The 26,225-nt window shown below is 34.8% G+C and carries 29 protein-coding genes; all 29 read right to left on the bottom strand.

From position 1 onward, the window contains the following. Positions 1–11 precede the first annotated feature (11 nt). The gene (locus tag C4S35_RS11775; RefSeq protein ID WP_104000355.1) at positions 12–1,916 is read right to left on the bottom strand and encodes a hypothetical protein; all 1,905 of its coding nucleotides are present in this window, start codon (positions 1,914–1,916) and stop codon (positions 12–14) included. Beyond that, positions 1,913–2,968, bottom strand: a complete 1,056-nt coding sequence (locus C4S35_RS11770) for a hypothetical protein (protein ID WP_104000354.1) — start codon at positions 2,966–2,968, stop codon at positions 1,913–1,915. Before C4S35_RS11770 ends, C4S35_RS11775 begins: the two co-directional genes overlap by 4 nt. Continuing rightward, positions 2,965–6,015, bottom strand: coding sequence for a phage tail family protein (locus tag C4S35_RS11765; protein ID WP_104000353.1), 3,051 nt, complete (start codon positions 6,013–6,015; stop codon positions 2,965–2,967). The genes C4S35_RS11770 and C4S35_RS11765 overlap by 4 nt, the downstream gene beginning before the upstream one ends. Then, the gene (locus C4S35_RS11760; protein ID WP_104000352.1) at positions 6,015–6,392 is read right to left on the bottom strand and encodes a hypothetical protein; all 378 of its coding nucleotides are present in this window, start codon (positions 6,390–6,392) and stop codon (positions 6,015–6,017) included. The genes C4S35_RS11765 and C4S35_RS11760 overlap by 1 nt, the downstream gene beginning before the upstream one ends. Before the next feature lie 508 nt (positions 6,393–6,900). Further along, entirely contained in the window at positions 6,901–7,389 is a 489-nt protein-coding gene (locus C4S35_RS11750) for a hypothetical protein (protein WP_104000350.1), read from the bottom strand. Further along, the gene (locus C4S35_RS11745) at positions 7,386–8,123 is read right to left on the bottom strand and encodes a hypothetical protein (protein WP_104000349.1); all 738 of its coding nucleotides are present in this window, start codon (positions 8,121–8,123) and stop codon (positions 7,386–7,388) included. Before C4S35_RS11745 ends, C4S35_RS11750 begins: the two co-directional genes overlap by 4 nt. Next, positions 8,110–8,289 (bottom strand): hypothetical protein, encoded by a 180-nt coding sequence (locus C4S35_RS11740; protein WP_104000348.1) that lies wholly within the window; start codon positions 8,287–8,289, stop codon positions 8,110–8,112. The genes C4S35_RS11745 and C4S35_RS11740 overlap by 14 nt, the downstream gene beginning before the upstream one ends. Continuing rightward, the gene (locus C4S35_RS11735; RefSeq protein WP_104000347.1) at positions 8,289–8,822 is read right to left on the bottom strand and encodes a hypothetical protein; all 534 of its coding nucleotides are present in this window, start codon (positions 8,820–8,822) and stop codon (positions 8,289–8,291) included. Before C4S35_RS11735 ends, C4S35_RS11740 begins: the two co-directional genes overlap by 1 nt. Beyond that, positions 8,819–9,361, bottom strand: coding sequence for an N-acetylmuramidase domain-containing protein (locus C4S35_RS11730; protein ID WP_104000346.1), 543 nt, complete (start codon positions 9,359–9,361; stop codon positions 8,819–8,821). The genes C4S35_RS11735 and C4S35_RS11730 overlap by 4 nt, the downstream gene beginning before the upstream one ends. Position 9,362: 1 nt before the next feature. Continuing rightward, complete coding sequence (locus C4S35_RS11725) at positions 9,363–9,803, bottom strand: phage holin family protein (RefSeq protein WP_159916730.1); 441 nt, start codon at positions 9,801–9,803, stop codon at positions 9,363–9,365. Between the two features lie 30 nt (positions 9,804–9,833). Then, entirely contained in the window at positions 9,834–12,215 is a 2,382-nt protein-coding gene (locus tag C4S35_RS11720) for an SGNH/GDSL hydrolase family protein (protein WP_104000344.1), read from the bottom strand. A 66-nt stretch (positions 12,216–12,281) separates the two neighbouring features. Further along, a complete protein-coding gene (locus C4S35_RS11715; RefSeq protein ID WP_104000343.1) occupies positions 12,282–13,247 on the bottom strand; it encodes a DUF6712 family protein in 966 nt (321 codons plus the stop codon). After that, entirely contained in the window at positions 13,244–14,611 is a 1,368-nt protein-coding gene (locus C4S35_RS11710; protein ID WP_104000342.1) for a hypothetical protein, read from the bottom strand. Before C4S35_RS11710 ends, C4S35_RS11715 begins: the two co-directional genes overlap by 4 nt. Then, the gene (locus C4S35_RS11705; RefSeq protein WP_104000341.1) at positions 14,611–14,955 is read right to left on the bottom strand and encodes a hypothetical protein; all 345 of its coding nucleotides are present in this window, start codon (positions 14,953–14,955) and stop codon (positions 14,611–14,613) included. Before C4S35_RS11705 ends, C4S35_RS11710 begins: the two co-directional genes overlap by 1 nt. Before the next feature lie 234 nt (positions 14,956–15,189). Then, positions 15,190–16,632, bottom strand: coding sequence for a hypothetical protein (locus C4S35_RS11695; protein ID WP_244175265.1), 1,443 nt, complete (start codon positions 16,630–16,632; stop codon positions 15,190–15,192). Between the two features lie 43 nt (positions 16,633–16,675). Then, positions 16,676–17,248, bottom strand: coding sequence for a hypothetical protein (locus C4S35_RS11690; protein ID WP_146059540.1), 573 nt, complete (start codon positions 17,246–17,248; stop codon positions 16,676–16,678). Between the two features lie 10 nt (positions 17,249–17,258). Beyond that, positions 17,259–17,990 (bottom strand): hypothetical protein, encoded by a 732-nt coding sequence (locus C4S35_RS11685; RefSeq protein WP_104000338.1) that lies wholly within the window; start codon positions 17,988–17,990, stop codon positions 17,259–17,261. Between the two features lie 89 nt (positions 17,991–18,079). Then, positions 18,080–18,292, bottom strand: a complete 213-nt coding sequence (locus C4S35_RS11680; RefSeq protein WP_146059539.1) for a hypothetical protein — start codon at positions 18,290–18,292, stop codon at positions 18,080–18,082. 28 nt (positions 18,293–18,320) lie between these two features. Then, a complete protein-coding gene (locus C4S35_RS11675; RefSeq protein WP_104000336.1) occupies positions 18,321–18,644 on the bottom strand; it encodes a hypothetical protein in 324 nt (107 codons plus the stop codon). 16 nt (positions 18,645–18,660) lie between these two features. After that, positions 18,661–19,218: a DUF4468 domain-containing protein gene (locus C4S35_RS11670; protein ID WP_104000335.1), complete on the bottom strand. Its 558-nt coding sequence runs from the start codon at positions 19,216–19,218 to the stop codon at positions 18,661–18,663. A gap of 104 nt (positions 19,219–19,322) precedes the next feature. Further along, positions 19,323–19,889 carry a hypothetical protein gene (locus C4S35_RS11665; protein WP_104000334.1) on the bottom strand — a complete coding sequence of 189 codons (567 nt, stop codon included), beginning with the start codon at positions 19,887–19,889 and terminating at the stop codon, positions 19,323–19,325. Position 19,890: 1 nt separating this feature from the next. Further along, complete coding sequence (locus tag C4S35_RS11660) at positions 19,891–20,286, bottom strand: hypothetical protein (protein WP_104000333.1); 396 nt, start codon at positions 20,284–20,286, stop codon at positions 19,891–19,893. 10 nt (positions 20,287–20,296) lie between these two features. Further along, positions 20,297–21,256 (bottom strand): hypothetical protein, encoded by a 960-nt coding sequence (locus C4S35_RS11655; protein WP_104000332.1) that lies wholly within the window; start codon positions 21,254–21,256, stop codon positions 20,297–20,299. 19 nt (positions 21,257–21,275) lie between these two features. Continuing rightward, the gene (locus tag C4S35_RS11650) at positions 21,276–22,595 is read right to left on the bottom strand and encodes a S49 family peptidase (RefSeq protein ID WP_104000331.1); all 1,320 of its coding nucleotides are present in this window, start codon (positions 22,593–22,595) and stop codon (positions 21,276–21,278) included. 97 nt (positions 22,596–22,692) lie between these two features. Then, positions 22,693–23,079, bottom strand: a complete 387-nt coding sequence (locus C4S35_RS11645) for a hypothetical protein (protein ID WP_104000330.1) — start codon at positions 23,077–23,079, stop codon at positions 22,693–22,695. A 56-nt stretch (positions 23,080–23,135) separates the two neighbouring features. Next, positions 23,136–23,600, bottom strand: coding sequence for a hypothetical protein (locus C4S35_RS11640; RefSeq protein ID WP_104000329.1), 465 nt, complete (start codon positions 23,598–23,600; stop codon positions 23,136–23,138). 76 nt (positions 23,601–23,676) lie between these two features. After that, positions 23,677–24,141, bottom strand: coding sequence for a hypothetical protein (locus C4S35_RS11635; protein WP_104000328.1), 465 nt, complete (start codon positions 24,139–24,141; stop codon positions 23,677–23,679). A gap of 661 nt (positions 24,142–24,802) precedes the next feature. Then, entirely contained in the window at positions 24,803–25,606 is an 804-nt protein-coding gene (locus tag C4S35_RS11630; RefSeq protein WP_104000327.1) for a tyrosine-type recombinase/integrase, read from the bottom strand. 65 nt (positions 25,607–25,671) lie between these two features. Beyond that, positions 25,672–25,971, bottom strand: a complete 300-nt coding sequence (locus tag C4S35_RS11625) for a hypothetical protein (RefSeq protein ID WP_104000326.1) — start codon at positions 25,969–25,971, stop codon at positions 25,672–25,674. Between the last annotated feature and the right edge of the window lie 254 nt (positions 25,972–26,225).

The following is a 26,225-nucleotide window of genomic DNA, read 5'->3' as shown; positions in this document are numbered from 1 at the left end:
AGGCTTTTTTGTTAAAATGTAACACTGACTAAATTAAATTTAACTTCATAATTATTCTGGTCTGTTTCCCTAGATTCTGTGCTGGCAATAAGATATTCCTGATTATCAATAAAAATCCGTTTTAGTAATATAATTTCGTTTAATTCTTTTTCAGTAAATGGCCCTGACATTTCTACTGCAGAACCGTTCAATAAAAACTTGATACATTTTCGCCAAAAAACTTCATAAATACCTTTTGAACCTTCAATTTTCAAAGTTTGCCCTAGATAATTATCGGAGGTATAAGGACTAGAAAAAGTATCGTAAATCATTAACCCAACTCCGTTTTTAGAGTCTAATTTTTCGGATAATTCAGCCGTTCCAAGAGAAGGTACAAACTTAAATTTATTATCTAATCGCTCCACGAAATTTGAGGTCTGAATGTCGTAATTTTCTACACGGTCTTTTGTAATCCATAATGCTACATCGTCGCTGTTTTCATATTTCAATAAAAAAGCGTCAGAAGCAGATTGCTCGTAGGAGTTTGAATCTAACGATTTTGTTAATACTGACTTATCGCCAATAGATATTGTTTCTTCATTAAAATCAATTGTCATTTGTTTTTTTAAATCATCAAAATTAATTTCAAGATTAAACATGTTTTGCAATGCGTTTAAATAAGTGCCAAAAGTCCAGTCTGGGACATATCTTGCTAATTGAATTGTTGGGTGCATTTGATAATACACTACAGGGTAAGTTACTTTTTTAACAATAGAATAAGAAGAAATTGAATTTACTGGTGTGTAGTATCTTACAAAAATATTCATTCCCACTTGCGCTGCTGAAACATCAACCTTTACTGTTCCTTTGTAAGTTTGCGCTCCAGAAGTAGGGTAATGGGTAAAAACAGTGTAAATTGGTTCGTTAAATAAAAATATCTGAAACATTTTTCTATCTATCATCCCATCTACTGCAGTGTAAGCAGGTTCTGTAAATTCGTAGTCAAAATAATACATCCCAGCAACAGTTGTTGCAATTGCTGTAATTGCAAAATTAAAAATATATGATAAGTCATTATTATTATTTTCGTAAACAGATCCTTGCTGTAGCGTACCAAAAGTAAAATTTCCAGATTCTTTTAAAGGGAAACTTTCCGAAATGTTGTTTTTACTGCTATACATGAGCAATCTCTTTATAAAGGCAGAATTAATAAAACTCCCCTTAACAGACCATCCGATATTTTCCAGAGCAAATGATAAAGGACTCACTAAAAATACCTGTGGAGAAGGAACATTTCTATTTTCTACCGTACAGACATTTGAAGCAATAACATAGCTATTATTGATTAATCCTATGTCATCAAACTTATTTATACTATTTTCAAACTTGCGCCATGGATCGTCAATAGCTAAGTCTGCTCCGTATTTATTAGCATATTTCATTGTTGGAAACTGCCATTTTACTTCTGGAAAAATCTTTCCGACAAATGATTTTGCATAGGCAACCCAATTGTCTGAACCAGCTACAGGAAGTTTTGAGTTTTCCGTGAAAGCAACTGGATTTGTTTCACCAGGAATCACCGAAACAATTGGCATAAATTCGCTGATTTTTTTATTCATTATCGAAAGCAACGATGACGCATATTTCAAATTGCATTTTCTGAAACCGTTCAGATAAGACAAAATTTGTAATTCACCGCTGTATTTCTTACCCCCTTCAAAAACAACAACATCAATTGTTTTTATCTTTTTTACAGAAGATAAATCACGGGTCCCAAGGGCTTTTTTAGTATTTGCATTTTCGATGATCAAAAACGGAATGCTCGAATAGGAAACTTTGAAGTCTCTATTTAAGGCGTTGTTTTCTTTTTTTATCGAAAGTGTTTCTTTGACAAAATCTAACTCGATATTATTGGCGATTATTTTTATAAGGCTCATACGTTTGCTATTTTGCTGTTTTTCACAAATGAGAATTGTAAATCTGTGGCGTAACTGTGTTTTTTATCACGGAACTCCAATTCCTTTTTAGTTTTAGTATTAATCTTGGTCCATACGTTGTTGACTTTAAAGTAAACTTCGTATGAATTAATGATTTGGTTCACTATTCCGCGTTCATCCGCCAGTAAAGAACCTGTATTTATAGTGTAAGTTGCTTCCTCATTTATTTCAAAAATTACGGAGGTTCCATCGGCCTGATTGTAATCATCAATTTTTAAACTATTTTCTATTTCTAGTTCGCCATCAAAATAAGCGGGAAGGAAATAGCCAAAATTATTTTTATAATAAATTTCTTTGACCGGGAAGTCTGGTAAGCGTAGCAATCTGTATCGCAAAGTAATCGTGGTCGTGCCACAAGTGATAGTTGTCTCAAAATAGATTGTATTGCTTGCCAAAGTAATACCCGATAAGTCAAAGGAATAGATATAGTTTTTTTTGCCAGTGAATGCAGCAATTGTTTGTGTATTCAGCGTTGCTCCAAAATTGTTTTTTGTAATCACAGTAACCGTTTCATTATTGGCGTTTACAAAAATAGGAATGATCATCTTTCCGGTTGCAGGAATCAATACGGCATCCGGTCGCTTGCTTAGTACCTGAATTTTCGCGGCATCAGTAAACGAAATCGGAGTGCGGTTGTATATAATATAGAACACTGGTAAATTAACCATTTCAACGACTGCATCAGTTGTTAATAAACGCTCTTCAATGGTGATGCTGACTTTCTTTTTTAGGTTAGTTTTCTCTACCAAACCATTTGAAGTGAAAGCAGCGAAAGAAGTTTCGAAATAAGCGTTGTATAATTTTACTAAGTCTTTAACAGCCAAAAATTCTGTTTTGCGGGACCAACCCTGTTCATCAAACAAGCTATCATCAATGTAAATTAAGGCTCTGAAATAGTACCCGTTCCCGTTCGTGGACGATATGGAGATCTCTGTGTTATTAGCGTCAAGTAAAGCTCGATTGAGTGCCGGAGATTTTATTATTGTTATCATTCGCTTATTATTCCGTTAGATATTGATTGATTGCGTTCGTCGTTCAAGTTTTGAACTTCCTTTGCGTCTTGATATCCAAAATTAATTTTTGGAGGAATTGGGTTTTCTAATCTAAATAGCACTGCACGCAATAATGATTTCATTTCACTATCGTTTTCAGTCATTACTGGATCAGGAATAGTATTTGTAGAAACGTCACCCCCTTGCGCAAACTTTCTTGTTCTTTTACCGGTTCTTTCACTTTCTAACCAAGCAATAGTGTTGGCATACCGCGGGTTTTGCCTCATCGCTTTTGGCACTACATATTCACCATCGTGAACTATTCCTGTCATAGGTCCGTATTCGTCATAACCAAGCGCGGCATAATTCCCCGTATCACCACCATGAAAGAATTTAGGTTTTGCGGGGGCTTTTGCGCTTGTTATTTTGGCAATAGCGGCAACTGTACTAATTGCAGATGCGGCAATCAATGCATAAGTAGAGAAACCAAAGTCAACTTTTGGAGTGGTTGCGAAAATGTTAGTAATTGCCAACGCTCCGTTGATTCCAGCCTGAACAATTGCCAAAGCTTTCGACTGTCCAAACATTTCACCAAGCGCACCGGCAACAGAGCCTAAAGCTTGTAAATTTTGGCTTAAATGTGCGGCTCTACTCATTCGGTCAACATCATCCTGTTTTACTTTGGCGGCTGCAATAAAACGGTCATACTGATCTTGAGTAATTGCCTTGTCAGTTAATAGCTTTTTATACCCGTCCAATTCTTTTTGATTCGCAAATTGTCTTTTTAATGCATCAGCTTCTTCCTTAGTATCTGCTTCCGCAAGAGCCAAATCATTTGCCGCAAGGAGCTGTTCTGCAGCTAATACTTTTTGCTCTTCTGTATATTGTTTTTTTAGGGCATCGGTTGCTGACAGAAATCCAAGTTCTAAATTTTGGCGGTTGGTTTCATAATCATAATCAATTGTTTGTTTCAACGCAACTAATTCTTGAGCCGATTTTGCATCCGCTTGTGCTTTTTCGACTTTAGATAAACGTTCCTCAGCCAGTGCCATAAGTTGCTTGTCTTTTATTGTATCCAGACGGGAAGTTTCCTCTGCAATAAGTTCTGGAGTAAGTTTCTTGGTTAAATCAAGTTTACTTGCATTATTTGAAATAAAATAAGCTAGTTCCGCTTTGGCTAAATCTCCCTTTGCTTTTGCTAATGCTAAAAATTTGTCAAGTTCCAGTTTATCTGCTTTATCTTGTTCCGCTTTCTTTTTATCAGCAGCAGTTTTACGGGCGTCCGCTTCTTTTTGTCGTGCTGCATCGCGTAACGCTTTTTGCTTTGCGAGTTCTTCCGCGAGAATTTTTGTGTTACCAGGTTCCGGATTATTCCCATCAGATCCTGATTGTGTCTTTGTTTTTACTATAATTTCTTTAGACTTGAATGACTCTAATCTCTTTTGTAATTTTTCGACATCAATACCAAGAGCGGATAATACAGGCGAAATATTTGAAACAATTCCCTGAATGGCATTGATGATGTTATTCTTGATTTTAGCGAAGATATTCCCAACAGAATCACCAAGGCTAATGAAATAGTTTTTTAATAAATTGATTGCTCCTTTGAAATCACCTGTAATGATTGCTTTTATAAAATTGAAACTGAACTTTAGATAATCAAAGAATCCCTTTACAACGGCTCCAATAACATCAAAAGAACTTACAACGATGAATTTTAAATTAATCCAAGCGCCAACTAAAACAACTCCAATAATATCAATAAGGGGTTGAATATCCGCTTTTAAATCAGCTATATAAGTTATGACAGATGCCAGTGCATCAATTGCATTCGCTTTTATTTTAGTCCATAATTCACCAAAATCCCTAACTCTCAATAATTCTGATTGTGCTTTCTGAAGCTTTTCATTTGCATTTGAAAGTTCTAATAATGCCTTTTGATTCCCGTTTAGTTCTTCCTTTTGCTTTTTCAGTCCACCCGTAACCGTATCTACAATAACGGCAAAACCTCCAGCAGCTAGACCTGCTTTCCCAAAAAGTTCCGTGCTAAGTTTAGCCTGTTCAGTCTGGTTTAATCCTACTTCTTTGGATTTTTTACCAATTAAATCGAGTGCCTGAACTGTTGTTAATTGACCCGTTTTTATTTTGGCTAAAACATCATCTGTGAAGCTTGCACCAAATGCATTCGTTAAGCTAGTACGTAAAGAATCAGATTGTAACGCTAGTTTTTGACTCGCTTTTTGTAATGCTCCAAAAGTAGCTTCTGGATCTACTCCCTTTTCTTCAATTTGTTTTTTGAGTGCAATTACTTCTTCCAGTGATAAACCAACTTGTTTCGCCGTAAGCGCTGAGGATTCAAGACTAGCAATAAATTCATTTTTATCTGGAGCCGTGAGTAATCCGTTTTTAATTCGTTCTAAAGCTTCGAGTTCATCTTTAGCAACGCCTGTATCAACAAGATTGTCAACCGCACCGGCCAACTGATCAAAGCCAATCTCGAAGGTGTCCGTCATGGCTTGCATTTTTATACGGATATCCTCGACAACTTGACCTGTTTTCCCTGATAAATTCTCTATTAAAACTGCTGATTTCTCGGCTTGCTGATTAAAATCGAATATAGCTTTTGCGCCTGCAGCGAATCCAGCCAAAACAGCAATGGCTGCACCAATAGGAGTGGCAATAAAGGCCAATGATGTTTTAACCAGTCCTGTTAGTTCCGCTTTGATTCCAGAAAGCCCTTCCTTAGCGCTTTCTAAATCCCCAGAAAGTAATCCGTCACGGAATTTTGCGAAGCTTCCAGACGAATCGTCCATGGCTTCTGAAGTATTTCTGATTTCGTTTCTAAATTCAGATTGTCGTTCCGTAAGATTAGCTAAATTTCCACGCAATTGTGCCATGTCTTCAGTGTAAGTCGCTGAATTACGGTTTAAATTTCGCATTTCATTATTAGTACGGCTAATTTCACCAGTAATACCCCGTAATGAATTGACAACTGCTTTGTCATTAATGTAAATCGATAATTCTCTAGGGATTTCTTTTCTAGCCATTATTTTTTAAATTTAATTAATGCAGTTACTTGGTCTAACCTTATTTCTGAAATTTCATCTGCCAAATTTTCAAGAATATTTGATGAATCAATTGCTTTTGCAAATACATCGGTTGCTTTTAATCGCTGATTGACTCCATTTGATTTTTTACCCTCAAAACCATAATTCTGCATAAACGTGTAGTAAGGGGCTTTCAATGTAATTCTTTGCAAACGCCCAAACTTAAAACGGCTTCCTGCATTTGCTATTTTTAAAGCTTCGCCAGTTCTTGATTGGGAAGTTGTAGCAACTGCCTGACGAACGGCAGCACGAAGTTTTTTTACTGCTTGTGAAGTGATTTCTTTTTCTCTTTGAGCAATATCAATGGCACCAGTCATATGTTTGATTTTTAGCTAAATTATAGGGATTTGAACCGACTAAATAGGACATAAAAAAACCACCCGTTATGAGTGGTTTTGTTTGTCTTACTTTTATTTTACTTAATTTTTTTTATCTGGCAAATTATCTAGTAAAAAATTGTTTGGTAATTTATTTTTTAAGAATTGAAAATCATTCAGTACATAATTTACTTTTTTCCTAAATTTAAAATTACTGTCTTTATCAGTTTCAGAAAAAGGGAAGATCGGGATTATTGCCCTCGAACGAATGCAAATATCCTGTTTTTGAATGTTTCCAATACAAACAACTGAACTCACTTCGGGTTGCTTATTGAAAATGGATTCTGTTTTATGGACAGAATAACAAGGCATTGCCTTGACGGGAATCATGAAGACAAATAAAAATAGTGTCAACAGCAAAAATTTTAAATTTTTCATAAATTTAATTTTGATTAATATTAAAGAGATTCAAATCTACAAATTGACACTTTCCATAAATAGGACAGTTTTAAAACGCCCATTTTTCAGGGCTAAAGGTTAAATCTTCGTGATTTTTCAAGGTGTACAAAACATTCCAACCGTACATGTTGTCAAAAATAGGCCCTACTTTTTCATAACTGAAACTGCTTGTATCAAATTTTCCAAAAAGCCATGAATTGCGATCTCCATTTAGTTTTTTTAGATAGGATGCAATATCAATTGTAACATTTTCCAATGCATCCAGAACCTGGTCCTGTTTGTCATAGGAATCGGCTTTTCCTGTAAAATCCAACAACAAAAAAGAAATACTGCGACCGTTGAATGTTGCTGTATTATTTGAATTTGTATTTAAGGCTGCCGAATGACTTTCCAGTAATAAAGCGGGTGTCGCGATACCGGAGCGAAATTTACCGTTGATTTCATTCCAATTGAATCGGTAAAATCCGTTCAGCTGCTTGTGAGCCACTTGAATTCCTTTGTGAAAATCAACTATAGGTTTGTGAGTTATTTGTCTCATTTTTTGTCTGGAGTTAAATCTTCCTCGAATTGCTCAAGGAAGGTATAAATATTTACTTTTTTTATCAGGTCTAGTTTGGATAGGTCACCTTTGGCCATGCTTAAAATGACTTTAGAAAATCCGTATTTCTTTTTGGGTTTGGATTCACCTGGCTTCTGTTTTGGAAAGGCTTTCGGGAATCGTTTCACCAAATTATTTTTGCAACCAAAATAAGCGAGTTCGATGGCCAGTAATTTCTTGATTGACAATTTAGAAAATGGCTTTGCTTTGTCATGCAATTCATTTTTATCAAATAATCCTCTTTTATCTGAAGCATAATACAAAACGGCTGCCATGTATTGCAGATATTCTACATTTTTAGTTTCGCGCCATTTTATATGCAAATCATCGACAATTGCGAATTCATCGGCCGTGAAATTTGAGATTCTATTTTGTGGAGGAAAGTATTTTGTTTTCCCAATTTTGATATTATCTGGAAATATGGTCCTGTTATTATCCTTGAAAATAAAGTCATAGGTTTTGTGAAGATCAGATAACGGCAATGTTCTTAAAACAATTCTCATTTTAGCTTTCTTGGAAAACTGCCACCATTTTACATTGGTTAACAGGAAAAACAGCTTGATATAAAACTTGACATTAGTCTCTGAGGTATTGAAATGAAATGCAATCTTTTCAAATTGCTTTTCACTCATTTCGTCCCATGATTTAGGAATATTGAATTTAATTGTTTTCATCTAATGGGTTTTCAGATTGACGAACGATTTCTTTCTCCAACTTCATGATTTCGGCTTGGGTTTTTCCAAATTGTAAATAAGTCGAATCATTGACTTCTGCAAGTGATTCGATATCTGACCAAAGACGTGCTTTTTTTAGTTTGAGTATTCTTAATTTTTCTTGCATTAGATCCACCATATCTTCCCTCTGTATTTAAAAAAAATAGCAAACAGAGAAACGGGAATCAATAACCAAAGCAAATTCCATAAACTCCATGCTTGGCGATCTACTAATATTTTTTTAGCATCTTTAGAATTATATTGTTTGTCAAGTTCTTTTAAATCTTTTAATATCTCGGATTTATCCGTGACCTCGTTATTTGCTTTTTCAGTAATAACAGTGTTGTTTTTCTTAGTGATACGCTCTTTTTTGTAGCTAGAATTATTTAACGAGTGCGTTTTACCGTTTTCGTCTGTAATTATAGCGGGTTTCGTAGCGTCTATTGGCGTGTAAATGATTGTCTCAGTTACTGTCTCGTCTTTATTGTCCATTGTTTTGACAACTTCTTGTTTTACGTTAAGCTCTGCCGTTTTTTTCGTTTTATCCGTTGTAGATAATTCTATTTTTGCGGTCGTTTTATCTCTGTTTTTTTGTGTTTTGCGAGTTCCGCAAGAACAAAAAATGAGTAATAGAACTATTGTTAAGATTGATTTTTTCATAAGTATAATTTTTCGGCATTAGCCAGTTTAATATCGTATAATAATTTCCAATATTCTTCTCCATTGTAGTAATATGCCACCACTTTCCAGTTTCCGGCAACCAAAGCCTTGAACATTTTCTTGTTTGATTTAATGAAAAGCAAACTGATGCGCAATTGATTATATTCTGATTCTTTAGCGTAATCCCACATCGAGCCAACAGACTTGAATCCTAATAATTTCCAATGAAAACCCATTACTTGCATTATTCCAATCGAAGTGGATTCCATTGCTGCATTAGGATCTTTAGAGAAAGCATCATTGAAAGCCAGCCATTCTTCAGCTTGACGTTCTACTTTATTCAATGACCATTTTCCAGAAGGCGTATACGGTGATTTTCTTTTAAACCATAAAGGCTCAAACTGGATGATAATTTTACCAGTTTTTTTATCAAAGCCAATTCCTCCACTCTCCACATGTTTAATAGCCTGTATTCTTGAAACCGGGACGCCAAATTCTAAGGCAAGAGATTGAACTTCTTGAAGTGTTATTGATTTCATTTTATTTTTCGATTAGATCCGTTACGCTGTCTTTTACTTCTTTGGCTCTGCCTAATGCTTTTTTGATTAAAGCCCATACGTCATATCCTGTGGCTTTTTCAAAATTTTCCTTAATGGAAACGCCTTCTATAAAAATTAAGATAATTGCACACATTTTGGTTGACATGAATTCGATTGAAAACAACTTAAAGGTTAGATCACTCAAAAAATAGAAATCCATTACGTAAAGGCAAATAATACACAATTCATAAAGAAGCATTTTTGATATGATCTCGCTTAATCTTCGGCTGGTGATAAATACCCAGCCCTTGACTTTTACTGATCTGTATATTCCGAAAAATGTATCTAAAATTATAGCCATCCCCACCGCAATCATAAGTCCCTGCATGGGCGCAAGAAAAAGAAAGATGGTGGTTAGGAAGTAAATAAGGTGTTGTTTCATGACGATGGCTATTATAGTTGAGATTTTCATTTATTCAAATAAATAAGGAGCGTCTAACTTTACCCTTTTATACATTTCTAAATGCCCTGATTGATTTGGATGAACTGTGTCTGCAAAAAGAGAAGTATTACATCCGTTAACAGGATCATTAGATATTGCCGTAGCTATATCAAATCTAACACAACCGATGTTTTCATTAGCTACTACTTGTAGAATAGTAGTATTTATTGAGGATTGTGATGTATCTGTCGTTTTTAGCGGGATAGTATTTAAAATAGGCGTTATCCCTTTTGCTTTTAGATTTCTAACTAAATTAGTTAAATTTGTTAATGTATTACTTCCATTAGTTCCTATTGTAATCATTTGGTATTGAGGTAATAATATATTTGACTCCGTGTTAACTTTTTCAGTTACTCCATTTATATTTCCACCGTGTCTGCCGCTTATCAAGACTTTTCCAACTAAATCATCTTTTATAAAATCCACAAATCTTTTACTAATTCCATTTGAAAATGTAAGCACATCGCCCTCTGTGATAGAATCGCCAACTATTAATAATGGCTGTACTGTTGAGCTTACAATTATATCACTGACTGATAGTGAAGTACCGCTATTCATATAAAGTCCAAAGGTATCTTTATCGGTAAAATCTGTATCTGTTAAAGAAGCTAATGTGATAGAATACTCCGTTGCATTAGATAAGTTTTTTAACATCACATAAAATATTTCTCTAACTCTTTTTATTTCTATTTGATAATAATGTGATGAATTATAGATAAATGATTGCTTTGAAGCTCCAGTTTTTAAAGTGCCATTCCCTCCTTTATTACCTAAATAAAATTGAGAATTTAAATTGTCTACAACAATTTCACTAAAAAATGTGCCTACACTTGATTCTTTTCCGTTGTATCGAAACGTAATAATTGCGTCTGATGAACCTTTAAATTTTACAATGGTCTTTCTTCCCTCTACATTTATTTGTTTATTCAAAATCAAATAATTTGCCATACCTAATGATCCTGTAGTATAAATACCTGAAGATAAAGACCAATTTACAGCCGAAATACTATCTAACAATCCTCTATGCAATATAGAGCTAGATATTTTATTTAATGGCTGTTTTATTAACGGTATATAAGTTGACTTACTTAACCCAGCTAAAGCAAAAGTTTGAGAAGTAATAGATGTTCCATCTGCTATCTTACTCCAATCTACTGTTATATACCCATAAATACCTTGAAGTATATTAGATAGCGTTAAAGTCTCAATATCTTTAGTTTTTATGTAATTAGGCTGGTTAAATGAGCATACTTCATCCCCAAAAGAATTGTTAATAATTTCATATATTTTAATTTCGTAAGCCCCTGAAACATTTTTTCTAAATACACCTATGGAAAATTTTTGAGAATCTAAACAATTTATTAAGGTTAAATCAAGAACAGTAGCCTTCATTATTATATTGACATTTGCTGAATTATCAAAAATATTAGGTGAAATTATCGATGGAGGCAAAGGATAAGTAGTATAAATAGATTTATTTAATCCTGCTAAAGCAAAAGTCTGAGAAGCAATAGATGTTCCGTCTGGTATTTTAGACCAATCTAAAGTGATGTACCCATAAATACCTTGCGTAATAGTGGAAAGTTTTAAAGTCTCAATATCTTTTATTTTTACATAATTTGGTTGAATAAAAGAACAAACCTCGTCTGTGAAAGTACCGCCTTTCCATTCATATATTTTTATTTCATAAGCAGTAGAGGCATTTTTTCTAAAAACCCCTATTGTGAACTGTTGAGAGTCTAAGCAGTTAATTAAAGACAAATCAAGTACTCCGTTGTTTATAATGGCATTTACATTCGCTGAATTATCAAAAATATTACTTTTACCGATTGCATAACCACTCAATCGCTCCACCCATTTACTTGATGTTCCTGGAACATCACCTGCAACAGCAGCAGCATTAGAAACCCAATCTTTGCCTAAATAATTGACTTGATCTCCTAATGGATAAGCTTTAGCTATCCAAGTGTTTATTTTATTAGTATCAACTGTTTTCGCATAAGCTGTTAAATCTAAAGCAGTCTGAGAAATACTAAAAACCCCCGCATCATTTCTTGAAAACACCGCAAAGGAATTGGCATTTACAACCAAACCTCCAAAATTCGTGTATGTCCCGTTTTGAGTTGCGCGCCAAAAAGCTGGGCCCGTTCCTGTAGGTGTAGAAGTAGGTGTAATTGACCCTAAATCAGTTGAACCCTTAAATGACTCTATCAATGCTTTCGCTTCGGATAAATTAGTGTTTATTTTTTCGTCAAGATTTTGTGCTGTTCCTATGTAGCCGCCACGGTCTAATTTCGTTGGTGCTGCGTCTGGATCTGTAGGATATGGATTATTCGTTGCTGTTATACTCATTATGCTAAATTATAGTGATTGTAGTTTTTTAAATAGGACACTTCTGCCGTGCTAAGTGCAGGCTTTTTATATTGACAATACTCCTGGTGTATCATAAGGTGTATATCCGGAACCTAAAGATGTGGATTTTTTTAGCGGTGATTCACACTGATTGAATGTGATTAAATTAGCTTGGATTAATTCTCTGGCCACAGTTAAATATTGCGAACCGTTATTGGATTGTTCTTCCACTAACTTTGATGTTTGATCAGCGGTTTTTCCATAACTCACACTTTCTTTTCGACCATCGATTAAGGTTTCAAAATTGACACGCAAACCATTTTCATCTAAAATAAACAACCCTACGTTTGCGACTTTTGCCACTGTAAAAGCTACAATTGCTTTTTGAAGTTCGGTTTTTACTTCCAGCGAAACTCCTGTAACATCTGTTTTTAGATGCTCAATGAGTTCTGGGCAAAGCATCGTTCGGATATATTGATCTTCAACTTGACGAATTGACGGCTGTAAGGCTAGGAATGTTTGGCGGGAATTGAAAATATGATACCATTCATTGAATGTGGTGGTGTTATGGACCAGTAAATTTTTGTTTATGGTACCAAATTCTGTGGTCCAATCAACAAAAACAGTTGGGTTTTTCTCTAAAATTTCCAATAGGTAATCCATTGCTTCATGACCGGAGCGCAAAAGTTCTCGACGAATGTCTTTTATTTGCCACCATTCTGCTGATTTTCTTTGATCGCTTTGTACTACAGTTATTCCGGAACTATCAGCCATTACCGCTGAAAAAGGTAAATAAATGAAATAACCAAAATTGGCAATTACATTGCGTAAATGTTCGCGCGCTTCGTTTTTGATTTCGAAATTAATGTCTGGAGTCGCAAATTCATCTTTAAGATAAACATGAAGGTTTCCAAGATACTTTTTGGTAAAAGCATTCACGGCTTTGGTGATGTATGGTTCGAAATCAGTAAACACAAATGATTGTGCCAACGATACGTATTTTTTTAAGTCATCGGTTGTGTTTAGTATCATGCTGTAGCTTTTTGCATTCCTGTTGGGTTCTTATCTAGTGTGGTCAATATGGTATCTTCTAATCCTGGAATAATTGTTTCATCCCATGAATTATAATCCTGAATGAATTCGAAAACTTCTAAGGTTGTTTCTCTATTGGTTTTGTAAAGTGCCTGAAGAATTAGAAATGCTTCGCGCTTGTCAGAACCGGAACCGGCACCTAACGCCCCGCCCGGTATTCCTGCACCACCAACTAGAGTGGCATCGACCCCAATTGCAACAAGTATTTCAGAATTGGCCGCTGAAGCTTCTGGCAAATAGATTCCATCTTTCAATTTATCATCAATAGCAGTAATTTTAAGTGCAGAAACTTGTTTTCCAGTTGAATCCGTATACATCATTGACTGGATGGATTTACCTGCGTTTTCATTCCCAACCAATCCAGTATTAATGGAATCAATAAGATCCTGACGTATCTTTTTGCGCTCTTCCACTTTCATTTTTGCCCATTCTTCAGCATAAATCTTTTGATAGTATTGTTCGTCAATTTCAATCAAAAATTTAATTGTCATTTGTTTTTCAAACATGGCTTTTTTAAGTGCCGGAACTGAATTGGCAACGTCTAACCACCCCGATTTTAATATAGCATGCCATTCTGATTCAGGATAATAAGCTTCGTCAAGTAAAGGATAGAATATAGGACGGATGAACTTAGTTATTTTATTGATTTTGCAGTATTCACGAACTTCATCCGCGGACCAGTAACTGTCAATCAAAGGTATTTTTTCGACAAATTTGCTGGTAATATCTACAGCACTTCCTTTTCCGAATTTTTCAGAAATGTAAACGTGCTCAACCAATCCGTTTTCTTCATTCATCATTTCGAAACGACACCAAGCCGCCTTTTGACGTTTTACACGGTTGATTTTGGTAAAGTTTTCAGAAAGGATGTATTCAGGGAATGCGATAGAGAACCATTCTAAATCAGCAATAGTTTCTTTCCAAAAACGTTTCATTTGTGATTTTCGGAAAAAGGCATTGATTTCTGGAAGTGCAGTAAGTGGAACAACTTTAGTGTCTTTTTTTCCAGCATCAGAAACTTCATTTCTCAATAACACCAATCCGTTGCCGTAATGTGCCTTTCTTAAAAATCTGATACCAGATGAAACTGATCCGTTCTTTTTGGATTCTTTTATGACTTGCTGTGGATAATCATTGTTTTTGCCCCATGAAGCTATTTCGCCCTGCTTATCTTTCACATCTACTTTTACAGCGGTTACAGTGCTATCCATTTTATCGATGGAGTTCTTAAACGAAACCATTGCAGGAGAACCTTTGTATTGGGTGATGGCTATAGTAGGACTTAAAAATTCGCTATTTAACATTAGTAGATGATTTCTTTATTGTTAATACTGATGATAAAATCTATGCAAATTGTGACAACAGTCTCATCGGATAATTCAATATTTCTGGTCCTGTTCTCAAAATGCTTTGCGTTTTTGGTTTTTTTGATAGGAACTAAAATGTTTTCGATAGTATCGCGATGAATTGCGTTTGGGTTTTTTTCCAAAAGAAGTCTGGCACCGGAGTAGGTTTTTAGTTTACCGCCTCTTTTTGATGTAGCATTAAAAGTTCTATAAGTCAAATCAAAAGGGATAAGAGTCCCTTTTATGTCTTTTTGATTTAGAATGGTTAAACCTTCTTTTAATGAAATTATTTCCTTTTGCATAGTCCAAATTTCATTATTTGACTGGTTTTAAAATAGGACAGACTTTTTAATTGCTTTTCTGATATTATTTGATGGGTGTATTCTACTATTTTAAAGTTTACTATATTGAAAATCAATTTTTTGACCTCTAAAAAAATATTATTTTTTATATTATCAAACAGAAAAGCACGCCTGTCCCTATAAATTTTTACACTTTCCATCTCCAAAATATATGGATATATGAAAATGCATGGATTATGTAGTTTGAATACGGCTTTCGGAGAGTAGTAGGCTCGAACCTTTGAAGATGTCATTGAACATTGTCATGATCGGGATATCGAACGCATCCGTTAAGTGGGGTGCGTGTTGTTGTGGGAATAGCTTATTGCGCTCATCTTTCTTTTCCTTTTCAATACCACCTTTCAAAGCTTCCTTTGCCTCGGTGCGTTCCAGTGCAATGATTAGATCCGGATTGTTATGCTCATTGATACGCATCTTAGGTAATCGCATCTGATGTTCTTTGAGCATAGCATTGATAAGTAAATACTTATCAGTGTGTGTTGGTGCTGCACCATGAGTCATCAGGTAGACGGTCCAGCCATGCTTAGTAAGTACCTCAATGATCTGTTGAAAGTACGTGCGCTCATCGTTTGGCAATCTGTTGTTACCATCATGACCACCATATAAGTACACAAATTTTTCCTGATGTGGCCTGTAGTATGGTATCACTTGTTCAATGAATAGATCATCCAATAGCTTAGGAGATTTTACAAAAAAAGACTTTAACACCTTGTAGGTATCATCCTGTACCTGAGACACAACACAACAGTTGAACACACCAAAGTCAACCGACATAATAAGCGGTTCATTGACCCGGACATCATTGTCCTGGTTAGAATTAAAATGTTCTGATCTGGCCACAACACCTATTGTTTCCAGATAACTATTGTTGTAATCCGTATAGTAATGTTTGGCAGGTATAAGATTGCCATAAAACCCGTCAACAATTTCCTTTGGTCTTATGTTTAGTATTTCAGCATTATATAGTATCTCGGATACTGCCTGATCCCGCATCTTTTTAAACCATGCAGGATTCAAGTAAGGATTCGATAATGCTGAAGCTTTAATGAATGCATACTCCTTTGGGTTCTTTTTAGCCACTTCTTCCATTTCCGTGAACCATTTCCCTTTTTTATTGATAGGGGTTGACGAAACATAGAATTCAGAACCCAAAAGGCTACAGTCCTTAAATACTTCCTTTTTGGCTCTATTAGTAGTTTTTACATTGGTAAATAGTTTCTCTGGATCTAGTAATGCAGCTTCATCGCCTAATTCAGCATAGGAATTCAAACCACGCCCTGAATTAGCATTATCAAGCGAAACCAACTGAAAAATGGCACCATTTGGAAAATGTATAATATTGTTCCATTGATTTGGTGGCTGATATGGCATTTCGTAACCGTGTTTTTTTCCACATCTACCAACAACAAAATCAATATCCTGATGTAAATTAAACATTTCTAATCCCTCAATGGCTGAAGGCAATGTTCTTGCCAAAATCTGCGAATAAGTCGAACCCACCAACGCAAAAGAGGCCTTTGGCATTTGCCGTACTAATTCACGCATTTGATAGCCAAAAATGGTGGTTTTTCCACCACCACGACCCATCTCAATATATTTATGCCTTTGTTGTGCCATGACACAACACAATTGCGGAATAGTAAGTTCTACAAACTTTTTTTTACTGATCATCATCTTCGTATTCGTCAGTTTTCAGTTCTTCAAAATCAATATCAGTAACATTCAAATTATTCAAATCCACGGAACCACCTGAAAGCATTTCAAGAAGTTTAGCCTGGACTTGTTTATCCACATTCACATGAATTTCCATATTTTCGAATTTCTCAGCATTAAACTCTGGATTATCTTCATTAGCAAAACCTCCATAATCAGCCATCATTTTCAATGCTTTAGCCTCATTATTTTTATCTCCTTTTTGCTTACAGCGCTTCAAAAAGTCTCTAGTGTATTCTAACCAAACAACCCGAGAACCTTCGACATCTGCTTTTAAAACATTACCAAAAAGTTTCTCCGAATTTCTAATATCAATATAAGCCTGAGCCTGCGAAATTCCTTTTTCGTTTACCCATTTATTTACAATTTGTTGGGACGAAAAATGGTTTAACCGCAATGCAAAAACCTCATTCAATCGATTCAGAATGTCGGTATTGGTTTCAGTCAAAGGAAAATGTTCCGGATTGATGTAATGCGCCAAAATCTTATCAAACGTGCTATCACCACGCTTTATAAGCATATTTCTTTTTTTAGTTCCCATCAATCAAATTGCTTATAATGATTAATTTTTCGTTTTGCTGGATCAGGTTTTCTTCCTGTTTTGAAATCTGACGTTCAATTTTGGAACGAATCGCTAAAACAGTCACTTTTTCAATCTGTTCACGATTGCCTTTTAACCTGGTGTTTAATTTAGAAATCGAAGCATACAACAATTGTTGCTGTCTCAATAATCCAGCTGGTGTCAACTCTTCAAAACCATGTTTAGGCGATTCCGGAACAATTCGTTTCTCTATAAACAAATCAATCTTTTGCCAGCACAATTGGTTTTTCCTGATATTACTATGAATCTTAATTTGGATGGCAATAGCGGCTTTTTCAGCATGTGCCGGCAATTCATTCAAATTGACTTTTAGCAAACAATTTTCTTTAAATAATTGGTTTGCTTCAAGTAATATAGGTCGCATGGATTCAGGAAGTTGATGAAATAAAACTGCCTGTTTTTTTTCGCTTTCAGTTACTTTGTTAATAGCAGGAATAACAACTGCAGCAACTTCTTTTTGAATTTCAGCAATAAATACGTTTTGGTCGTATTTATCAATGTATTTCTTCAATTCATTTTTCAATTTTTCAGTATTGAATGAATTGTTTTTCCTTTTTAAGTTATTCAGCAAAGTGGGATTATGCTTTGGTAAATTGCCATAAATAACAATTCCAACAGCATAATCGCATCCTTGATCAAACCAGTTTTTTATCATTTCCATAGTACAAATATGGAAAGTGTGAAAGTGTTAGAATAGGACATAAAAAAACCACTCTATTGAGTGGTTTTGCTTTTGATATAAAATATTTATTAAAAATTCTTATTATAAAATTCCCAACTTTTATTTTTGAAATTTTTTATAAAAGTAATTATATTTAATTTTTCTATTTCTGATGGATAAACAGACCTATTAATGATTAAACTGGGTTTCTCAATAATAGGAATTTGCACCATATCATTCTCATAAGTATCAAAATCTGGACACAAAGTAAATGCAAAATTTATTTTTTCTTCTGAAGTCATTTTCATAAATCAAATATACAAAAAACATTTACTTTTTCTCCAATTCTTCAGTATGCAAATCAAACGGACTTTTCAAGCACCAACCCACCTCTAAACTTTTCTTGACTTCAATCCTGGCATCTTTCTTTTTGCCCACTTCAGTAAAATACTCTACAACATAATTGTGCCTCATATATCCTAATGAACTAAGGATTTCATTCAAGTCATAATCAGATACACAATCTACAGGAAAGGTCCTGAAAAGAAAAGAAAGCAGCTGTTCCGTGTTAAGCTTCACATTCGCATTCTCAGGAGTACTGGGAATAAAGTTTTCTTTTATGAAAGTAAAAATTTGTTCGTAATAGTCATGCATAATAAATTATTTAATATTACCAATCACTTTTTTTGCTAGGAATAGAATCACTCATGAAAAAATCTTTCATTTGCTTATTTAAATTATTAAAATAGTTAGTAAGCGCTTCTGGCATTTGCTTGTAACTGCCTCTTATAAGACCTTTTTTATTATAATATTCGGTAGTTTCTTTTATCCCAAAATCATACCATCCACCCGCTCCATATTTACTTGGTGCTATGTAATATTTTATTTCAGTAACGTCAAATTTATATTTACCCTCTTTAAAGGAAACTTCTATCTGATAAGTAGTAGGATAATTAAATGTCATCAAATTAGTGATCGTGACTAACCCTGGAGCTGAACCTTCAAACCTGATATAATCATTTTCAATTTGCGCTTTCAAAACTTCTTTAGGGTTTTTATAAGTAACTGCCAACCAGTCAATCGATTTTTTATACAATTCATTTTGAGTTTTACCAGGACATTCCGTGACTACAAAATCCGTAAAACCATCCTTAGAAAATGTAAAATCAGTTTCCTGACCAAAACTCACTCCACAAACAAAAATCAATAACCAAAATAATTTCTTCATAACTCAATTTTTTAAAATTAGTCTTACAAACCTACAAAAAAAAGCGTTCTAATTAAAGAACGCTTTTCTACCAAACCAAAAACTATTTAAAAATAAAAAAAAGCCTAAACCATAGGAGTTAATAAAATCGCTCCTTTATAAATTGGAGCGGGTCCAAAGTTTTTATCGGTAAACGTGATTGTGGCGGCGTTTTTACCTTCCAAAGTTGGTTCGATTGCATGCTCCACTTTTACAGTAGCCTGCAATCTTGCAGAACCTAATTGTCTCACATTTCCTGTTCCGAATTCTTCTGACAAAACTACTAATTTCTGATTCTTTACCCAACGGCAAAAACCAAGTACTGCGGCTTCGGATCCAGCAATCTCAATTACTAATTCGTTTTGAAACAAACTTCTGCCATTCTCCCCAATTTGGGTTGATTTTATGGTCCCTGTTTCTGTCACGAAATCTACCTTAAAGAATTTCTTTCCGGTTTTAAAAACATGTGCCGTGGCAATAGTCGCCAATTCCGCAAAAGTAGAAGCTACATTTGCTGGCGTATTTGCATCACATATTTTCTTTGGGTCAATAATCGTCAAAAAATCAGAATGCAGTGCATAATATATTTTGTTGACTAATCCTGAAACTGGTTCACAGCTTTCGCCACCGATATCTTCTAATGCTACTGCCATACTATACTTTTTTTAAGATGAATGATTGTACAGAAATCAGATGCTCTAAAACATCCGCATGATCGCTCAAAGCTTCTTCTTTCGTGTAGACTTTCCCTTTGAAGGTAAACTGACTAACAGCAAACTCAAATGAATTACCATTTTCAGCAACAAATATTCCCGAAGGAATTAATTGCGCTTCATGCGATTGTTCAGTTGCTGCTAAATCTGCTGCTGCCTTATCCGCTGCTGCTTTTTCCGCTTCCGCTTTATTTGCTGCAACTTTGTCCGCTTCCGCTTTATCCGCTGCTGCTTTTTCCGCTTCCGCTTTTTCATTTTGTTCAGATGATAAATTCTGAACTGTATTAACACCAGCAGCCGCTTCGACTACTGGTGTTGTTGTTTTATCTTTTGACATATCCTAAGGATTAAACTGGTTTAAATGCATAAACCAATTGGTTATAATCAAACCCGATACCTTCATACCAGTCAAGCATCAAAGCAACCTCACGTTTTGCTTCTTCTACTTTAGGATCTTTCATTCCGTTTTGCTTGCGCAAATGAACATAATTCTCTACCGGAGTAGCCCAGATGTATCCAGAACCCGCCATTGATGGTAATGCAACCAATTCAATATTTGGGGAGAAATCAACCGTATTTTGACCAGCAACATAATTCACATCGTTTCCGTGTGTATTACGTTTGTCTCTAAAATAGTTTTTCAAAAACTTTGGTTCCACATAAACTCTCATTTTCACACTTTCCAATACTGGATTGTGTGCAAAAATATCATCCGTAAACTCTTCAATGCTTTCAAACATTGTTGTCGGTGTAGGCAATGCAGCCAATGCAATTGCATTCATGCTACCAGCTAGCAAACCTGCATCAATCTGTTTTTTTAAACCGTCAAGCGTTCCCGCTGTTGTTCCTGGAGTACCTGCAGTAGGTGCAACATAAGAACCGCCCCAATACGCTTTGGTTTCCATGTCATGCGGAATTTGTGGCACAACGTGTTTTTCCAGCATATAACGAACAATAGGCCATTCGGCTCTAGCTGTTTTGTCTAATGAGGCTAAAAATCCAAGCCATTTCCCTTTTACATCATCCGGATACAATGAAATATCAATTTTTGCATTACGCAAAACAATTTCATTTGGTGTAAAAGTCAAATCTCCTTTGGCAGTAAATGCTTTTTGGAAACCTTGAACAATCTCACCTAACGAAGCATTAGACGAACGGTACACATCATTTTCAGTAATGATGGGTACGGCATAAGATGGCGTTACAGATGGCTGACGGATTTGTTCCTTCAAGCTATCCATATTTTGCCCTTCATTGATGTAGCGCGCGCCAAAGGCCGTAACTATATCTGTAGAAATTATTGACATATATAAAAAATTTAGTTAATTAATTATTCATTGCTCCAGAGATGTCAACACCACCAACCACATTAGCTGCAGCTGCTTCATTGTTTACATCAACTTTAGGATTAGTATGGTTTGAACCATCCTTACCACCCATTTCGGCAACTTTTGCACTTAATGCAGTTGCTTTCTCGGTTAGCGTTCCTGTAACATCCAAGCCCGCAGATGTTAGCATACCATCAATAGAAGCTTCAATTCCAGTAACAACACCTTGTGAAGCTGTTAACTGTTCCTGTGCTTCAGTATTTGCTAAAGCAGCATCTAATTCTGTTTGTAATGCTGAATTGGAAGCATCCAATTCAACCAAACGATTTTCTACCGTTTCCAGTTGTTCCGCATTCAAATAGCTGCCATTATCTTCTGTTGAAGCCAACGGTGCATCTAAACCCAAAACAGCCTGTACGTTTACAAGTTGTTTAGACATATCTGTATTTAAATTTTGATTACTTGATTTTTTTGACAATTCGAAAACCTTATCGATTGCCGTTTGCAGTGTTCCAATTTCATCCACCAATCCCATTGTAATGGAGTCAGCAGCTGAATAGGTTTTACCAGTAAAAACTTCTTCGTTTACTGTTGATCTTACTTTTTTGATGTCATTAATGAAATCTTCGGTAATTGGATCTAATTGATTTTTGATATAAGGCTCAGGATTGCCTTTAATAAGTTCCTCATAATCCCTGTTTTTCTCAGTAGATTTTGTGGCATATTCAGTAATAACTTTTGCACCTTCTTTTTCGTACCAACCAGTAAAATCAATGAAATAAATCATTGTACCGATGCTACCAATGTGATCAGCACGTTTATTTGCTACAATATAAGCGGATGCCGAACCAATATAATAAGCAGCAGAACACATCAAACCATCAGTATAAGCTACAACTGGTTTAGTATATTCTCTGATATAATCGTAAAATTCAGGAGTTCCGGCAACTTGACCACCACCGCTATCAATATCTAAAACAATCCCTTTACAGTAAGGATCAGTTTTGTATCGCTCTAAAATATTGATTTTAGATTTAGTCCCTTGTGGACCACATTCTTGGGAGTATTTGTAAATAGGATTTTTTAAATCCATTACCAAAACATAATCATTGTTATTGTCACTGTTACTAAAAGTAGACGCAACAACAGGAGATTTGCCCAGTTGAACAACAAATGATTCAGGTTTCTTATCTTCTTTTTCTATCTTAAGTGAATTTCCCTTTAAGATGTTGTTCAGCGAAGGCAAAAGAGAATGCCCGTATGATTCATGAATGAACCATCGGCCATTAAGTAGAGAATGTAAATTATTTATACTCATTTGTAAAATGCTTTTTGCACTTTACAAATTTTCATTTATTCAACCTCTTAAAATAGGACAGCGATTTTAAGGCGTATAATACAAAGGCCTTTTGCGGTTAGACTATGGATGTGCCTATGTCATTGATAAGTTTTTTCACGTAATCTTCAACTTCCTTATGAAGTTCTTCTAAAGTTGGATAATCAAATTTCTTTTCTTTTATCTTTTTATCCATAAAATAAACGCTCACGGTTCCGTCCCATGTTTCACCATAATGAGTTTTTGGAGGATAAAAGCGACTGCTAATTTTTATAATAGAACTATCATAATCAAGCTTAAAACCACAATCAAATTTCCATTGCGGTTCTTCTTCTTCTTTATTTTCATTTAGTTTTTCTTCAATTAACTTTGCTTCATCCCAATCTTTTGGACAACCCTGAAGCGGATTCCCTCCATTTATAACAATTGTGCCATATGAATGTTCAATCAGATTATTACTTTCCATTTTTTGCTCTTTTTTAGGTTTATAAAGTTAATATTAATTAAAACAAAATAATAATTTTAAGGCGTATAATACACGGGGCGTTTGCGGGTTTCGCCTTTTATTCGAACTTCAGTAAAAGCCGTACCGTCTACCTTTGTACCTTCGTTTAGCTCATAATTCATATAGAGTGGTTCACGATCAGTACCGTATAATTTTTTAAATTCATTATTCAATTTTCCAATTCCCACTCCGGGCTTATTCGCATATTGTTCCAGTAATTGTTCCAGGGCTTCACTTCGAGTAATTAACCTAAAAACAATCGAAATTTGCTGCACGGTCCCTTCAGCGGATTGTTTTGGATTTACATTTACATCAATACTATCCGGTTCAATCAATGCTTCTACATCATTTACGTAAGGAGTGAATGTAATTTGTGCCGAATTTACATCGGTAACTACAAAGGGCCAATTACCCGTTTCTTCCAGCAAATAAAAATCAAATTCAGCAAAACCGGGTAATTTTTCATCAGAAGTAAAAGTCATAATTTCTTTATATTTATTATTATAAAACTGTCGTATTTTCCCACCATATCAGCAGTGGTTTAAGGCGGTTTTCACACTACGAACGTACTATGGTATTTAATTTTTTTTCAGTTATTTTTTCTCCGCAGTGCCTTTGATAGTTGCGATACATGCTTTCTAGCTTCATGTCATTTTCATCAATTTTGTATAAAAACAAAAACAATTTTACACTTTGCCAGGCGTTTGCTTTTCCTTTGGCCAATTCCACATCTACAAAACTGTAAAAATCTTCAAAAAAGAGCCTTTCAAGGCAAAGACCTAGGAATTTTAGCTTTTTCCTGTTCACAGAAAACCCTTTGGTATTAAAATACAGTTCTGGGATCTCCATTTTGTACTTATCATGGTCCCTAAAATCAATATCCGAAGTGTCTGCTTCATTACTGATCAACTCCAGCAGCAACAAACCTAAAAATGTTTTTTTACTAATGGTATGAATTTCACCATATTTCTTGATTAAGTATTTTTTGACGTGTTTTTTTACAGGAATAGAAATTTGAATCATCTAAATTTTTTTTAAGGCTTGACTAATTTACAACAAAACAGTGAAAAAAAAGTGTTTTTAATTACAAAACCATGCAAAAACAGAAAAAAAAGTTCCACAATTCCACAAAACTGACTTTCAGCACTTTAAGTGTAAAACAGTATACAGAACCTGTGGAACTATAGGTTGATTTGTGGGAACCCTAAAAAATAGTTCCACAAGTTCCACAAGAATTCCACATAGTTCCACAAATAAAAACAATACTTATTTAGACTTAATATACTATAAATCAAATAGATAATATCTATTATAAAAAGTATATTTTTATTTGTGGAACTGTGGAACTTTTTTACTCTCTTTTTTACAGCAAATGAAAAATTTGTAAAATTTTTTAAAATTAGGGGGTTCGGGGGGGTTCCAAAATTTGGAATTTTTGAGGTGTATCGATATTCATAGTATAGTTAGGTGTATTTAATTACCGTCCCAGGGCGGCATATAGTACTATTTTAGCATCTATAATTTAATTACCGGCCCATTGTGGCATGTAGGAAGGAAGCGTAACCAAAAAACCCACCAGTTACTGTTGTTCACTGGTGGGTTTATAGCGATTTCGTCTACAGAAAGCATAAAATTATTTATACCATCGCTTGAGGGGTTTTTTGTTATTTCATGGGGTTTGGTTTTAAATAGGTAATGCCATTTTTGACAAAACATTTGTACTTACGTGGGTGTATATTTCAGTCGTTTTGCTACTTGCATGTCCAAGATGCTTCTGAATGATTCTCAAGTCAGTTCCTGCTTCTAATAATGCTGTAGCGTTTGAATGTCGCAATAAATGAAAGTGATATTCTTTGCCTAGATATTTCTTTACAATCTGGTTGCAGCTTGTGTGCGAATATTGCAAATCGAATTGTCCGTTAAACAGAAATTCTTTTGGTTGATATTCTGTAAAATAAATTCTTAAAATTTCTAAAATTTTATCCGACAGTCCTACAATTCTATCTTTCCTACCTTTGCTTTGGCGAATGATAATAATCATTCTTTTACTGTCAATATCGGATATTTTAAGGTTGCAAACTTCCGAAACTCGCATTCCTGTTGAATAAGCCAGTGCTATAATTGCTTTATGTTTTGCATTTGTAATTTTAGAGATCGCATCCAGCAAAAATTCCTTTTCGATAATTTGAGGAAGTTTTCTCTCGGATCTTGGGTATTCGATATGCTTGAATTTTAATGGCTGTTTACCTGTGAGCTTATAAAACAACTTCACGGCAGAAATTCGATGTTTCCTACCGTTGATTGAGTTGGCCAACAGTAACCATTGCTTGATCTGTTTCTCTGAAATTTCAGAAGGCTTGCTAGCTACTTTGTTAAAATATTCCAAAAACAATTTTACCTGATTACTATAATTAGAGATAGTATTGTCAGAATAGTTTTTCAGCTTTAAATCTTCGGAATACAATTCCACATACTTTCCGATGTTCATAGTCTTAGGTGTTATTTTTATTAGTACTTACAGATGGTATTTATATATAGTAGTTACCGTATATACTACGGGCTACAACGAATGAAGTCCATATAATTATTGAAATCTTCCATAAATAATTTAAGAGCGTCTTCAAATTCTTCTTTACTAATTTCATCAAATAAATCCTGATAATAAGTGTATTTATTTGTATCAACTGAACCTGCGAAAGGCGTTGCTAATCCTGCAACAAATTCATTTTCTCTTGAAGTTCTTTGAAACTCAAAAACTTGACAAGTATCTTCATCATTGTGTTTTATGATTTTTGCATAAAGCCACCAAACTCCATTTTCTGGCTGATAAGAATTTTTACATTTGAAATACATAATTTAATATTTTGAATTAATAATTGCCGTACATCCGGTAACACGTGCTTGTGGTAATGGCTACATCATTTTTTCCTTCGGAAAAAACTCTGACGGGTTTAATTAGGATTTATCGGTTGGTACTTGTCTTGAATTTTAGCCACTGCCACAAGCACAATTCGTTAGAAGAGAATTCCTCACGTCATTCTCTTCTAACGACCGTGGATAAAATCCGAAGAGACTGCCAAAAGGCACTCTCTCTAACAATGGCTAAA

The organism is Flavobacterium urumqiense (assembly GCF_900108015.1).
Classification (GTDB): domain Bacteria; phylum Bacteroidota; class Bacteroidia; order Flavobacteriales; family Flavobacteriaceae; genus Flavobacterium; species Flavobacterium urumqiense.
The sequence above is the reverse complement of the archived record's forward strand: the minus strand, read 5'-3'. Positions and strand labels throughout refer to the sequence as shown.